The following is a 15,100-nucleotide window of genomic DNA, read 5'->3' as shown; positions in this document are numbered from 1 at the left end:
GTAAGGAAATCAATACTAGTGAAGAAGGTAGTGAACAACCGCTATCTTCTTTTTATTTTTTACTGTATGAATCCAATTTGAAGTTATCAGACCGTTTTACATTCTTAATGGTTTTTCTTTCACGTGTAAAAAGTAAAATGCGTTGCTTCATATTTAAAGCAACGCACTAGTACATTTTTTTCTTAAGACTACTGATATTAACTCCATGCTTTGATTAAGGAAGTGAATTTTTTTTACTTTTTTTGGTTAACTAAATCATTCCGGTTCGCTGCTATCGGCGGCAACTCTAACCAACCATTGTTAATCATGATTTCTGCCCCATCTTCTGCATAAAAACCGACATTGATCATTTGCTTTGAATACTTGGCAGCAATATCTCTTCTGAAGCTTAATGCAATTGAACCACCTATGTTCGCTAATGAGATAGCTGATAATGCATTTGCTTGAAACATCATAAGCTTATCTGAGAATACAGAAACCGAACTAGCAGAAACCTCTGCATCCCAAGTCATTGGAGCTGGTAAATTACTTTCTTCTAATAGAATTTTTAACACATCTAGAATGTCTTTTGATAATTCAACCCCTCTTACAAAATGTTTTTTTACTTTTGCAATTTGAGCTGTTTGTGCAAAGCCAAGCAAGAGAGATTTACCATAGAGGTTATTCATGTAATTCATATACATGTGTGTAATCTCCTCAGCTGTTAACGGTCTTCTTTCTCCTAACCACCCTCTTAAAAACGTTTCATTTTTTACAAATTCAGCTTCCTTCGGTGTCGGCAAATGAGGAGGGCGAATAAAAAGACCTTTTGATAGTAAAGCTTTTTTAGCTTCATCTTCTATTTCTACTGCGTCTTGTAAATACCTTTTATATAAAGCACGGATATCTTCTCTTGCCGCTGAAGAAACGGCTGCTCCATGAGCTGCAAGTCCCGCTTTACCGAAATTTCTAATAAAATAAAGAGCATATGTATCAGAAAATAGTCTAGGTGCGTTCAAGTTTACATCCTCTTCTGAAAAGCCAACAGGGGTTGGATATTCTTCCTTTTCAAATAGAGTTCCTAATTCATTAAGGTGCTCCTTAGAGGTTTCTAAAGCCAATTCAATTACTGATTTAACCTCAGAATCCTCTGCTATTGAATAAAAATACTTTAGCATGGGAATTGTGGCGCTCTCCGTCATGTAACATGCCCAAATAGCACCAATTTCTGCTGCTGTTAGCCGAATGTGTTCACTCATCAATAAGCCTCCTAAATCTCTATATGTAGTATGTTCCCTTCTTTTTTTACATTTTATGTAATTAAATCAGAGCCTCGAGACTAGAAAGAAGATTTAGATCTTTTGGCAATTCCCCTTCTAAAGTTTTTATACATTACCCATTCTCTAAATTTAACATTAATATCCTTTTTTATTAACGGGAAAAAAAGCATTCCTTCTTTAAGGAACGCCTCCATTGTTGAATATGGATTTATCATCCTCAAACTCTTTCTCCGTTTCTTCTTTTGATATTGAAAGATACTTAACTAATTTACAAATAGAATTTATTCTAGTTTTCAAAATCGTTCTTTTTGTAAAATTAACTGCTGGAGTAATCCCGCCAAGGCACCAATTAGCGGAAAATTATTTTAATTGTTCGAGCGATCGTAACCTGAAGTTCTATACATTCCATCTAATTTCCATTCCCGATACCATCGGACGTACGTAAATTCTCTAGTGTTAAACCCACCATTGTTTGTATCTGTTGTCACTTTCACTGTGCTTTTCCAAGGCAACGACAACACCTCTATTTCTCCTTCTTTTATTTCGTGGAGAACAGGCAAAATTTCTAACATGGTGCTTGGAGTTATTGTATGAATAACCAATGTCTCCATAGCATGATCGCTTTCTATTAAATCCAAAATAAGTTGGTTATGCGTATCTAAAACTTTCTGATTACTATCCTTTATCCCAATAACTAAAATGGTTAAGCACAAGATAATCATTAAACCAAGAGTATATTGTTGTTTGCGTTTGAAAGCTACCAACAAAGATTTAGAAGAATCTTCCCTATTATGAGTTTGTAGCAAATAATAAATTACACCAACGCTTATTGGATAAATGATTAAAAATTGCCAAAACAGTGTTAATAAAAATTCTCCCATATCAATAGATATCTTGATGAGTAGGAAGTTTAATATTATGATTGCTGAGCAAAATTGAGCTAATTTACTTGAATGAACAATATTTTTGTTATTGCTAAGGAGAACGCGAACGATGATTAGTGGCAGCATTAATAATATGGCTAATGCAATATCACTTAAAATTGGGATCAAATTATTTCCTGCTTTCCGATTAGTATATAATTTCCCTACGGGATAATAATGAATTAACAGTTGAAAGGAGTGGACGGACAATTACAAACGTTTAGTGAACCAGTTAGAATTATTCTTTATACCTTCCCATGATCACGGTATTATAATAATTTCCATCTGATAGTAACTTATCTCTCTTTAATACTCCTTCTTCTTCAAAACCATAGTTTTATAGAGCATTATGGCTTTTTCATTAGTTTCGAGTACGTTTAAAGTTATTTTCTTAATTTCAGTTGAATCAGCCCACTTTATTGTTTCTTTTAACAAGTTTGTACCAATGCCATATCCCCAATAATCCTTTAGTACACAAACACCGAACTCAGCTTTATGAAACTCTCTTTTTAACAATTTGCCTTCACACCTTGAAAAACCAACAATACTTCCTTTTATCTCGCAAACTAAAAAAAGATTATGAGCTCTTTCTATATCTTCTTTAATTAGTTGTTTAAAACCTGATTCATCTATGTACGCTTCGCCTTTTTCTCTATCCATATTTTCAGTTTCGCCATCTATTTGTACCCTTACTTCAGACAAGGATTGTGCATCCTTCTCGTTTGCAGACCTTATAATATACCGTAAATCACGAACATTAAATTCCTTTTCTATTACACTCACTCATTACAACCCCCTTATAGTATTTAATTTTAAACAATCCTGCAGGTAGTGCAATAGCGAGCGATGTCTTATTAGAGCATCGCAGTTAACCGAAAATTAAATTTACCGCGATCCCCAATACGAACCAAACAACAGCATCAAACAAATACACTATATATAATCTATTTGTCCTTTTATATAAAAATTGTTCCAGACTAAAACTGACATTTACTAATGTTCCTATAAATGGGAATAGGAGAAAGAGATTTGCATTTGGATTGTTATATGCGTAAAAAATACAAGCTAAGATAATCAGATAAAATAAAACAGCAAATCCTTTTCTTTCATGTTTATAACCCCACATTCTTTTCGGAAGATTGTACTTCTGCCTCAACAATCTCCCTAAGAAAAACCATAGAATAATAATAACCAATAAAATCAAATATCCCATCAAACCCCCCTGAATTAAATCAATTATTCTAGTACGATCCAGCTTATTTGATTCTTTCATTATTCCATTGAATATTCGTTGATTCAAAATATATTCTTTTAACCATCGTAAAAAAGGAAGTTCAATTCAAATCCGAATCAAACTCCCCCTTGTCACACACTATTAATCTCTTTACCTTCACGTCGCAACCCATACTTCAAATTTACCCAATCGGAAAAGCCATAGTAGACATTAAAGCCAATTCCTTTTGAGTTGAGTCTAAGCGACTATATTGAACAATTATCGGGATATCACTTTGGACTTCGATGGCATAAGGTACTTCAACAGGAATCTTTTCTCCGTCTTTTTCTAAACTACTCGTACGAATGTGGCTCGTTCTTTTCCCTTTCACTTCATATGGAATTTCTTCTAACGGAGGACGGTCTTCAAAATAGATTGTAACTTTTAAGTGTGCAGTCTCATTATTGCAATTCAGAACACAAATAGACTCGTGACTCACTAAATCTCCAGAACTAAGCGGAGGAATGTATCCATCCGGAATATACCAACTAAGTTCGCCTTTTTTTCGATTGTTCATCTTTTTCAACTCCTATGCTTTTTTGGGCACTTCGAATCGCTTTTGAATTAACTCTGTCGGGGTGTACCCTGTGTATTTTTTAAAGGTTGTTGTGAAATAGGCTGGATTAACATAGCCTACTTTTTCAGACACTTCGTAGATGAGGTAATTTCCTTCTTGGATCATTTTTTTTGCTGCTTCCATTCGAACTCTAGTAATGTAATTTTTAAAGGATTCGCCGATGATTTTCTTGAAGATTTGTCCAAGGTAGTTTCTAGAAATATATAATTCATTCGCAATATCTTGTAAGGTGATATTGTCGCTTAAATGCTCATTTAAATAGGCGATCATTTTTTCGACTAATTGTTTGTGCTTCAAGTTCTCATCCCATTGCTGGTGATGGCAAATCTCAGCTACTTTTTCGTTTAAAAATATATTTAGATCCTGCCATGATGTTTGGTTTGAGAGTTCATATAACAAGTCAAAGTCTTCAGGAAGTACTTCTTGAATGCGAATCCCGATATCATGGAGGGAATAGGTCATCACCGTCCACATTTCGATCCCGAGACGAACAGCTGCTGCATTTGAGTAAGGGTAACTCCTCACATGTTCAAAGAAGGAATTGATAATCTCACTAGCCGCATCTTGATCAGCGTAGCGAATCGCTTCCGATAATTTCTGGATGGCCTCTATCGACTGTGACCAAAGAAATTGTTGAAAGGAGGCAGAGCCATCTTCTTTCACTGGATGAATAACTGATCTATTTCCATAACCAGACACACAATCTTTCATCGAGTCAGATATCTCTCTCCAGTTAGACTTGATTGAGCCAATTGTGACCGTTGTTCTCACTTGTAAAAACGTATTGATAGAAGCTTCAATCTTCTTAGTCAACTTGTTCAAGTTAGAAATCGCTTCTTGATTTTCTTCAAAATGTATACATAAGGCTGATTGAAAGATGTGAAGCTCAATATACTGAAAATCTTCAAAAAATGATTGAGCCACTTCATTTATTATATTTTTAGCTGCAAAACGAAATAAGTGTCCATCTGCTTTAAAGAAGGATGTGTTTTCTAACGGCTGATCATAAGAAATCGCCAAAACGACATGTTGCTTCTTTTCCCAGCTTTCCACCATTTGTAGGACTGTACTAGGTAAAACAGATAAATTCACAGTGCCTGTGACAATGGATTTGATCCATTCTTTTTCAACAAATGGCTCGTACAGGCTTATCTTATTTTTTAATTCAACAACTTGTAGAAGCTCTGCTTGTTCTTCTTTTAACTCCTTTGTTACTCTACTCAACACTTCTGTAATCGTATCTATCGATGCAGGCTTTGATAAATAGTCTGCAATTTGTAGCCTCATCGCTTGACGTGCATATTCAAAATCATTAAAGCCACTTAAAATAATGACCTTGCTAGCTACATCCAACTCTTTCAATTCTTGAATCATCTCTAGTCCATTCATCACTGGCATATAAATATCTGTAATGATAATATCTGGTTTTAATTCTTTTATCACTTCAAGTCCTTCTTTACCATTAGGTGCTTCACCAACCCAAACGCAATTCAGTTCCTCCCAAGGAATGATCTTTTTCATTCCCCTTAGCACTTTATGGTCATCATCAATGATTACGACACGCCACATAATAATCCCCCTTGGTTGTTTTATTTTATGCCGTCGTATGTTGAATCCCACTCTGCTCCTTAACCTTAGGAATTCGAATCAGGACCATGATCCCTCCTTCTTCTCGGTTCATGACATTCACACTCGTTTCTTTTCCAAAATAAACATCCAGTCTCTCGATCACATTACGAATTCCGTACCCTCCTGTATGAAGCTTGTTTTTACTCGGAGTCAATGTGTTAAAGCCAATGCCATTATCTATTACTTTTATAATGAGATGATTTGCTTCTTCTTGTACCGAAATCGTAACTTTCCCTTTTCTACCATCTTGAAACCCATGTATGACAGCGTTCTCAACAAATGGTTGCAAAGTTAGTTTCGGAATATAGTAGTGCTCGAGTTCCTTCGGTGAATCAATTTTAAATTCAAAACGGTCCTCTAGCTGAATTTTCTGAATTCTCATGTAGTAATCTAAGTAGGTTAACTCCTTCTCGATCGTAATAATACTATCTCCCTTAGACAAACCAATTCTGAGCATTTTTCCAAGTAGTTCAAGCATTCTACTCATATCATGATCGCCACGTTCAATCGCAATCCAGTTAAGCTGGTCTAAAGTATTATATAAAAAGTGAGGATTAATATTGCTTGTAACGCCTTAATTTCAGCTTCTCTCTGGCGTTTATTTTGTTCATCAAGAGATTGATAGAGCATTTCGGTTCGGTCTGTTACATCTTGAAAACCTTTAAATAATTGACCAAATTCATTTTTGTAGCCTTCTGGTAAAACAGGCTTTGGTTGATTAATGTGATAGTGATTCATCGCATGTACTAGTTTTAAGATTGGAGATGTAAAGCTTCTTGTTAAAAATAAAGTTCCAACGAAAGCTAAAACTATCGCAACAACTCCTATTGCAATAAGAGAACTAGTCATTTTTCTACTAACAGCCACTAGTTCAACAAATGGAGTGATCTCCATTAACGTCCAATTTAAAGATGAGATGGATGTTGCTACCACAAAGTCTTCATCATGGCGTAAGTGAAAGGATAATTTCCCATCTTCTTTCGTTTGACTAGCTGCCATTACCTTTTCGTAAAGCCCATCTGGCATGTCATAAGGACGGCTACTTGATATGACCTTCCCGTTATGATCCAGTAATACTAAATTGGAATTTTCATTGTATCCTCTTAACCAACCTTGAATAACATAAGGATCGAGATTAACAATCATAACCGATTGTAAACTCCCTCTTGATGTATTAATTTTCCTCCCATAACTGATGACAGGCTCTTCACCTGATATCATTTCCACAGTTCTTGTCCCGAGCCAAGACGAAATAATTTCCTCAAGTGGAGCATACCACGAGGCTTCATGAAGTTCAGTTAACTCTTTATACCTAATCGGATATTGAATATTATCGATTGGCGGATAATTCAAATAGATCTCCACAGAATGAAGAGCTGGAATGCTATAAACAATATTAGAAAAATCTTGTGTTAAAGACAAAACATTATTATTGTAAATTCTTTGATTGCTACTAATGACACTTCGAAAAACTTGCTGTCTCGATAAAATCACAGAATAATCTTCAAATGTGTCTAGCTTGCTTGTGAGGTCCTCATTAAACAAACTTAATTGTTTTTCTTGATATTCTGTTGTTGTTTCAATAATGCCTCTAACTGAATATTGATAACTAACGTAAATAATGACCCCAAACAACACAAGCATAAACAGAAAGAAACTGCCAAACAATAAATACCTAATTCGAAACCGCTTGAAAATGTTCATTTTTTTGAATCCTCCAGGTCCAACCCGATAGCTAATATGATCATTTTAGCAATATAACCTATTAAATGTAAGCAGTTTCATATTTTTCATGTTTGATTTTCTAGCAAAAGTTCCTCGCTATACCTTCAAATCAACTTTATCTTCTAGAGAAGTAAACACTCTCATTGTAATTACCATCACACAAGCAACAGGAATACTGATTGCGTAAAACAATAAAAACCCAGGGAAAGAATGAAAAAGAATAGCTGTAACACTCAACGCAATAACCATCAGTAGACAATAGTGTAAATGAGAGAGTCCAAGCATAAGAGAATAACGAAAGCACTTTTTAAACGGAATATTATAATGGGAAAAGACAGGAAAAATAAACAAGCTAACAATCACAAACAAAATCGTCATAATAAAAAAGATCGTTCCTAAAAGGATCATAGCCGTTTGCTCTAAAAAGATCAGTGTGCTTAAACTATAATAAAGCGACCAGCCTCCTATTAAGATAAATAAACCAATTAGGTTGGCTCTGAAAAATTCTTTTTTATAAAGACTAAAAAAGGTTTTTAATGTGGGGAAATCTTCATTTGTAAGCATTCGTTTTCGTAAAACTCCAAACAGAGCTGCTGTGGCGGGAGCCCAGCCAAAGATACCCGCACCTGCTAATGTGAAAATCACCCATAAGGTGTTCAGAAAAGCTAACTTCATTAACCATTCACAAAAGGTATTAACGACTTCGGTAAATCCGATAAAATTCATCTATTCTCAGCCCCTCTATGAAATCGCTTACAAAATATTATAATGGATTGGGTTGTATTGGAGTAGCTAAAAAACGTTAAATTTCTTTTAAAAAACAACAAAGATGACCCTAAAGGCTGGTTTAAACCTTTGGGACATCTTTGTTGGTTGGTTTTTCAGTTGGGAGGAACAGGACGTGTTCGTTCCATTGCGCTGCAGTCACTCGCTTTCCGCGGGGAGGGGTCAAGCCTCCTCGCTGCGCCTGTGGGGCCTTGACCCTACCTCTATTTCCCGCAGGACTCGAGTGACTTCCGCTTCATTTCACTTAGTGGGGCAAACATACAACCAGCAATTATCCTCTACTTTGAAGAATTGCAACGTCAATTCCTTTAACCGTGATCGTTTCTGAGATAACTTCACCTGTTAATACATTTTGGAATGGAATGTTTGCTGGTAGTTGTAGTTCTACATCTTCATCATTGTGATTCATGATAAAGAGAAAGCTGTTTTCTTTCGTTTCTCTTAGTTGTATTTCTACATTTGCTGGTGCTTCAATTGGAGCTTTAATTGCTTTTTCAGAGGTTAGCTTCGTTAATAAGTCTTTTAAATAATCGGCTTCTGGCTCTGTTCCGATATAGACAGCTTTTCCCTGTCCAAATTTATGCTGGGTAACAGCCGGTTTGCCTTTATACCAGTTTTCGCCAAACTCTGCCAGGCTTCGGCGCCCTCTAAGCGAATAACATCACTCCACATTGAGCAGCTGGCTTTTTGGCCATTAAAGAGAATCGTATTTTTTTCGTTCAATGGATAAGGATCAAACTCCTCTACACAAATCCCTAACAGTTTACGTAACGGCGCAGGATATCCACCAAGGTGAATTCGGTCATTCTCATCGGCAATGCCGCTGAAGAAAGATACGACTAACGTCCCTCCATTTTCTACAAAAGCTTCTAGATTTTCAGCTTCACCAGGCTTAATCATATACAGCATCGGTGCGACGACTAGCTCATAAGCTGATAGGTCATCACCTGCTCTGACAAAGTCAACCGCTATATTAGCTTTGTAAAATTCTTGATAATACACCTCGACTCTTTGAACATACTGCAAGTCATTATGCGGTTTACCATCTAACTCAACCGCCCACCAGTTTTCCCAATCAAAAACGATCGCGACCTTCGCCTTCGTTCTAGCACCGACAATCGCATCTAGTTTCTTTAACTCATGACCGAGCTGCTTGACCTCTTGGAAGATTCGGCTGTTTTCATCATTCGAATGAGGCACCATTGCGCCATGAAATTTCTCAGCCCCGGCACGACCCTGTCTCCATTGAAAAAATAAAATTCCGTCTCCGCCACGGGCGATCGTCGAATAACTATATAACCTCATGACGCCAGGAGGTTTAATGACATTAATGTCTCTCCAGTTCACTTGGCTTGTTACTTGTTCCATCAACAAAAACGGTTGCCCTTGTTTCAAACTTCGCATCAGATCATGTGTCATCGCATGAGAAACCGGAATGCCTTCTCTTGGATCCGGATAGGAATCCCAGGTGACAATGTCCATCTCTTCTGCCCATTTGAAATAATTCAACGGCTTGAATTGATACATAAAGTTCGTGAAGATCGGGATATCAGGTGTAATTTCTCTTAATATATTTTTTTCGATTTTATATAAATTTAAAAAAGCATCGTCCATGAACCGCTTGTAATCTAGCTCTTGCCCTGGATTCGCAAACGTTGGCGGGTTCGCCAGTAACGTTATTTCTTCAAAGTCGTTATAACGCTGACTCCAGAAATTCGTTCCCCATCTATCATTCAATTCTTCAATTGTTTGATAACGCTCCTTCAGCCAATCTCTAAAAGCTTTTTCCGAATCATCACTATAACACTCAGAAACATGGCAGGCATATTCATTATTAATGTGCCACATCTTTAAAGCCGATGGTCTTTATACCTTTCCCCGAGCTTCCGGACTAAAATTTCGATACGGCGGATGTAATCTGGACTATTAGGAGAATAATGTTGCCTTGAGCCAAATGAATACGGGTTTTTATGTTGATCAAGTGCGATCGAACCTGGATACTTTTTTGACAGCCAAGCAGGGGTTGAAGCAGTCGCTGTCGCTAAATTAACCCCTACTCCATGATCGTGTAAAATATTCATGACTTTATCTAGCCATCCAAAGTCAAACTCTCCTTCGCTCCGCTCCAAAACACCCCAGCTGAATATTCCAAGAGACACCATGTTAACACCAGCTTTTTTCATCAGACGAGCATCCTCAAGCCAAACGTCTTCTGACCACTGCTCAGGATTATAATCTCCACCATAAGAAATAAAAGGAAGTACCTCTGATACTGCTCGCATACCGAACACTCCTAACTTTTCAAACTAGTTAATGTTTCTACTTTTTAGCAAGGAAGCAAAGAAGACGAGTGCTAACCCTTGACCCCAGCCTTGAACTCTTTTATCAGGAACATCCTTATAGCCTTGAGCATCGTTCATTACAGCCGTTCCTGCTGACACTCTCATAACCGATCCATCTTCTTTCACTTGCTCTAACATTCCGTGAATAGACTTTTGAATATACTTGTTATATAACTTGCCTCTCACTAGTAGAGACGCTGCAATTCCTGCTGAACCCGATACCTCCACAGGGGAAGTAGGATCTGTTAAAATCGTATGCCACAAGCCATTCTCTGCCTGCAAGCGTACAAGTGCGCTTTGCTGATCTCTCAGTGAACCATCAATCACCATATAAGAAGGATGCTGAACCTCCACTAACTCTAATGCTCTTGCCATTGTGATCGCAGCCCAGCTGTTCCCGCGAGCCCAAAAAATACTAGACATGTTATTGCCCGCAATATTGTCCCAGCCATGATAGTAAAGATTCGTATCGTCGTTTTGTAGAAACTTCTCATGACCGTGATACTGTTTTAAACCAAATTCAAAATAATCCTCTCGATCTAACAATCTTCCAATACGAAGCAAGAAGTAACCAGCCATAAACATCGTATCGACCCATGCTTGTTCAGGGAAATTGTATTTATCTCCGTTCACAGTATGTTGTAACACATCATCATCGAAACGTTCTGCATCCTTCACTAGATAATCTGCCATTTGTGTAGCAATCTCTAAGTATTTGTTGTCATCTGTTACCTTATATAATGTTAGTAAAATATGACCAATGGAAGAGGCATTCACCGTTAACTTCGGTAGTCCGTCTTCTAACTCCTGATCAATCCACTCTTTAATAGCTGTGATATATTTTTCTTCACCTGTTACTTCAAAAGCCTCTGTAATTCCGTAAAAGGCTACTCCTCCTGGCCAATCCCAGCTGAAATCCATATTCAATGTTCTTTCCACAATTCGATCAATCACCTGTTTTATTTCTTTCTCATCAAATACTAAACTTGGCATATATACTCCTCCTAATCTGTTTAAAAAAGAGTAGGCTACCTGAATGAAAATGTTCTGGTAGCCTCCTATTCTACTTCTCCTACTTCAAACCAGTAGTTGCGATTCCTTCGACTAAATATTTCTGGAAAAAGGCAAACAAGATGAATTGTGGCATTAATGATAGTGACGACATCGCAAGCAATGGTCCCCAATTTGTATTGCCATCCGCATCCATAAAATTCCGTAACCCTAATGTAACGGTGTGTAAATTCGCATTGTTTAAATAGATTAATGGAGCAAGGAAGTCATCCCATGTCCACATGAAAGCAAATAGTGCCACGGTTACAAGAGCTGGTTTTAATAGTGGTAAAATAATTCTCCAGAACACTCCAAAGGTAGAACAACCATCGACAATAGCCGCTTCATCAAGCTCACGCGGTATCCCTCTAATAAATTGGATTAACAAGAATACAAAGAACGGAGTCCCACCTAGAAATGCCGGAACAATTAACGGATAAAACGTATTCACCCATCCGATATTATGAAACAACACATACTGCGGAATTAACGTAATTTGCATCGGAAGCATGATCGTTCCCATCAAGCAGGCAAATAAAAGACCTTTAAATTTAAAATTCAATCTCGCAAACCCATAGGCCACAATACTACTCGAGCAAATTGCGCCAATGACCACTAGAGATGTCACGATCGCTGAATTTTTGAAAAAGATATCGAAGCCTGTTCGGCCAAAACCTTGCCAACCGGTAGGATAGTTTTCCCAGACAAATACACTTGGAATGAGAGATAAAGCGTTATTGAAAATCTCTTGAGCCGGCTTCAAAGAACTTGCAAACATCCATAGAATCGGATATATCATAATGAAGCCAAAGGCAATCACAAACACATAATAAATGATGTCGCTTAGAAGACGTTTATTTTTCATGATTAACGCCCTCCTTCTGATTCATAATAAACCCAATATTTCGACGATTTAAATAAGATAAGGGTAATAATCCCGATAACCACTAGCAAAATCCAAGCCATAGCAGATGCATAACCCATTCTTAAATATTGAAAGGCAACCTCATAAAGATAGACCGCGTAGAATAATGTTGAATCCATTGGTCCTCCACCTGTAATGAGATATGACTGCGTAAAGGTCATAAAGCCGCCTATTGTTTGCATAATTAAATTGAAGAAAATAACAGGTGTGAGCATCGGAAGCGTTATTTTGAAAAACTTCGTAATCGCATTCGCCCCATCTACACTCGCTGCTTCATATAAATCCATTGGAATTTGACGAAGACCCGCCAAAAAGATAATCATAGGCGATCCAAACTGCCAAACTACTAGTAAAATTAAAACCGATAAAGCCGTATCTGGATTACCAATCCAGTTAACTCCTGTGAAACCTAATGATGTGACTAATTCATTTATTGCTCCTGAACGACCAAACATTTGCTTCCAAACAACAGCAATGGCAACACTTCCCCCGATGATGGAAGGAATATAATAAATCGTTGTAGCTAATCCTGTACCTTTACGTCCTGTATTAAATAACATCGCCAAAAGCAAGGCAAAAATCAGCTTCAAAGGTGTCGAAACAAACACAAAGATAAAAGTAACTTTTAACGATTGAATAAATCGTGGATCATTCGTTAAAATGTTCACGTAATTTTGAAGGCCAATCCAATTCGGACTTGATAACAAATCATAGTTTGTAAAAGATAAATAGAGAGAAACAATCATTGGCCCTATGATTAAAATTAGAAACCCAATTAACCAAGGAGAAATAATTGCGTACCCTGTTAAATTTTCTCTCAATGCCTTTCGGCGCCTTTGTTTTTTCGTTTGCTCAGATGGTGTCAGAGACGGTGATGGAGTCCGAATTACTTCTTCTGGTCGTGACATGATCGTCTACCTCCTATTTTATAAAAGAGGAGCCCACTGAAAACCCCTTGAAAGTTTATTCAAGGAAGCTGCAATGGCTCCACACGTTGCTTAGAGTCCACTGAGAAAAGGTAAAACACACCTTTTCTCAGTGGCCTTATACAAACTACTAATTCAATACTGCTTCAGCTTCTTGAATAAATTGTTTCGCCGCTTCCTCTGGAGTAATGCGGTCGTATTTCAGCGTTTCTACGATACGTAAAAATGATCCTCGAACTTCCGATTCCCCTGGAGGAGATAGTGGATCTGCTGGACTCGTGTATTCTGCTACTAGTTCTAAGAATTCAAATGTTTCTTGAACCGGTCCATCTACTAATGGAGCTAAGTGTTCACGAACTTTTGAAGAAATCGGAACCCCACGGTCAGCCTTTAATAATTCATGAGCTTCTAAACTGTTTGTGAAGAAATCAATGAATAGAGCTGCTGCTTCTTGTTGCTTGGAGTGTTGCGAAATCGCAAATGACATACTTGGACGAATCCAGTTACCATGCTGTCCACCCTCTAGAGAAGGCAACAAGTTTAATCCTAGTTCATAGTCAGTTGATTGAGAAAGTCCGATAATTTGGTTACTAGCTGCCATTTGTACTGCTGCTGTTCCATCTCCAATCATCGCGTTCCCACCATCAATGTAAGACATTGTAATATCATGTGTTGGCCCAGCGCCTTCATTTACCATATCTTGAACTAACGTAAAGAAATCTACTAGTGCTCCTTCTTCAAAACCAAGGCCTGTTCCATCAGCATTAAAGACAGATTGACCATTTTGACGTGCATAAGAGAAGAATAATTCGTACTCCGCATTTGCAAAATCAAATCCGTAAAATTCGCCATCTGCTGATGCTTTAATTTTCAGCATTGCATCAACTAAATCCCCGTACGTATAACCAGGCTCTAACTCAATGCCATGCTCTTCAAACAAATCACGGTTGAACACAGTTGCTAACGAGTTAGCCCCTAGTGATACAGCTAAAACGCGGTCACCATCATGGTTAATTTCTTGATAAACATCATCAACATCATCTAAATTAATCGTTCCAGCATCAATAAACGGTGCCAAATCTACTAATAAATCTCGGCTATTGTACTCATTTAACTTGGAGTTATCCATGTTAATAACATCTGGCAAGTTATTTCCAGCAGCTTGTGTATTTAAGCGCTCCCAATAACCATCCCAACCTGTATACTCAGGCTCAACAGTAATATGAGGGTACTCTGCTTCAAACAAATCAATCGCTTGAAGAGTCATATCATGACGCTCTTGCCCTCCCCACCAAGCAACACGAATCGTAACTTCATCTTCGCCAGTAGCAGCTGAATCATCAGTCGTATCTGCGGAATCAGTCGGAGCTTCTTCACTACCACCAGGATCGTTATTTGTTTGTGAACTACAACCAGCCAAAGCCAGTACTAAAGCAAACATTGCCAACATCAACCATTTTGTCATTTTCCCTTTCATTTCGTTCCCCCCATATTCTTTCATGTAAGTGCTTACAACTTTATTATAGGTTTTTAATTGACCTCTTGATAGATAAGAAAAGTTAAATATATTTTGAAAAGTAACAATTTTGAGTTGTTTTTTATATGTTTTTATAAATTGGAGTTTGGGAATGAGAGGGTGGGGTGACGGATTTAGCTAATTATCGGATGTTCTAAGTAGTACCACT

General features: G+C 37.5%; 13 protein-coding genes and 2 pseudogenes. All 15 read right to left on the bottom strand.

What is annotated here, in order from left to right:
- Nucleotides 1-233: 233 nt before the first annotated feature.
- Nucleotides 234-1,238 (bottom strand): DUF3231 family protein, encoded by a 1,005-nt coding sequence (locus JCM9157_RS15195; protein ID WP_035666003.1) that lies wholly within the window; start codon nucleotides 1,236-1,238, stop codon nucleotides 234-236.
- 386 nt (nucleotides 1,239-1,624) lie between these two features.
- Nucleotides 1,625-2,311, bottom strand: a complete 687-nt coding sequence (locus JCM9157_RS15190) for a hypothetical protein (protein WP_035666001.1) — start codon at nucleotides 2,309-2,311, stop codon at nucleotides 1,625-1,627.
- 109 nt (nucleotides 2,312-2,420) lie between these two features.
- A pseudogene (locus JCM9157_RS15185) lies at nucleotides 2,421-2,965 on the bottom strand (GNAT family N-acetyltransferase).
- A gap of 85 nt (nucleotides 2,966-3,050) precedes the next feature.
- On the bottom strand, nucleotides 3,051-3,395 hold the full coding sequence (locus tag JCM9157_RS15180) for a DUF4181 domain-containing protein (protein WP_035665999.1): 345 nt from the start codon (nucleotides 3,393-3,395) through the stop codon (nucleotides 3,051-3,053).
- Between the two features lie 202 nt (nucleotides 3,396-3,597).
- Nucleotides 3,598-3,972, bottom strand: coding sequence for a sensory rhodopsin transducer (locus tag JCM9157_RS15175; protein WP_035665998.1), 375 nt, complete (start codon nucleotides 3,970-3,972; stop codon nucleotides 3,598-3,600).
- A 12-nt stretch (nucleotides 3,973-3,984) separates the two neighbouring features.
- Nucleotides 3,985-5,601, bottom strand: a complete 1,617-nt coding sequence (locus JCM9157_RS15170) for a response regulator transcription factor (RefSeq protein WP_035665996.1) — start codon at nucleotides 5,599-5,601, stop codon at nucleotides 3,985-3,987.
- Nucleotides 5,602-5,626: 25 nt separating this feature from the next.
- On the bottom strand, nucleotides 5,627-6,169 hold the full coding sequence (locus JCM9157_RS15165; RefSeq protein WP_235715033.1) for a sensor histidine kinase: 543 nt from the start codon (nucleotides 6,167-6,169) through the stop codon (nucleotides 5,627-5,629).
- Between the two features lie 20 nt (nucleotides 6,170-6,189).
- The gene (locus JCM9157_RS15160; protein WP_035665994.1) at nucleotides 6,190-7,365 is read right to left on the bottom strand and encodes a cache domain-containing sensor histidine kinase; all 1,176 of its coding nucleotides are present in this window, start codon (nucleotides 7,363-7,365) and stop codon (nucleotides 6,190-6,192) included.
- 117 nt (nucleotides 7,366-7,482) lie between these two features.
- Nucleotides 7,483-8,112: a YesL family protein gene (locus JCM9157_RS15155; RefSeq protein ID WP_035665992.1), complete on the bottom strand. Its 630-nt coding sequence runs from the start codon at nucleotides 8,110-8,112 to the stop codon at nucleotides 7,483-7,485.
- 331 nt (nucleotides 8,113-8,443) lie between these two features.
- Nucleotides 8,444-8,581 (bottom strand): Beta-galactosidase C-terminal domain, encoded by a 138-nt coding sequence (locus JCM9157_RS25450; protein ID WP_235715032.1) that lies wholly within the window; start codon nucleotides 8,579-8,581, stop codon nucleotides 8,444-8,446.
- A gap of 135 nt (nucleotides 8,582-8,716) precedes the next feature.
- Nucleotides 8,717-10,355 (bottom strand): annotated as a pseudogene (locus JCM9157_RS15150) (beta-galactosidase); the annotation flags it as partial.
- Nucleotides 10,356-10,478: 123 nt separating this feature from the next.
- A complete protein-coding gene (locus JCM9157_RS15145; RefSeq protein ID WP_035665991.1) occupies nucleotides 10,479-11,507 on the bottom strand; it encodes a glycoside hydrolase family 88/105 protein in 1,029 nt (342 codons plus the stop codon).
- Nucleotides 11,508-11,586: 79 nt separating this feature from the next.
- Nucleotides 11,587-12,429 carry a carbohydrate ABC transporter permease gene (locus tag JCM9157_RS15140; RefSeq protein WP_035665990.1) on the bottom strand — a complete coding sequence of 281 codons (843 nt, stop codon included), beginning with the start codon at nucleotides 12,427-12,429 and terminating at the stop codon, nucleotides 11,587-11,589.
- A gap of 2 nt (nucleotides 12,430-12,431) precedes the next feature.
- Nucleotides 12,432-13,397, bottom strand: a complete 966-nt coding sequence (locus JCM9157_RS15135; protein WP_081734203.1) for a carbohydrate ABC transporter permease — start codon at nucleotides 13,395-13,397, stop codon at nucleotides 12,432-12,434.
- 148 nt (nucleotides 13,398-13,545) lie between these two features.
- Nucleotides 13,546-14,892, bottom strand: a complete 1,347-nt coding sequence (locus JCM9157_RS15130; RefSeq protein ID WP_035665987.1) for an ABC transporter substrate-binding protein — start codon at nucleotides 14,890-14,892, stop codon at nucleotides 13,546-13,548.
- Between the last annotated feature and the right edge of the window lie 208 nt (nucleotides 14,893-15,100).

Origin of the sequence: Halalkalibacter akibai JCM 9157, from assembly GCF_000513135.1 — a bacterium.
In the GTDB taxonomy this organism is placed as follows: Bacteria; Bacillota; Bacilli; order Bacillales; family Bacillaceae_D; genus Halalkalibacter; species Halalkalibacter akibai.
This window is presented reverse-complemented; position numbering and strand designations above follow the sequence as displayed.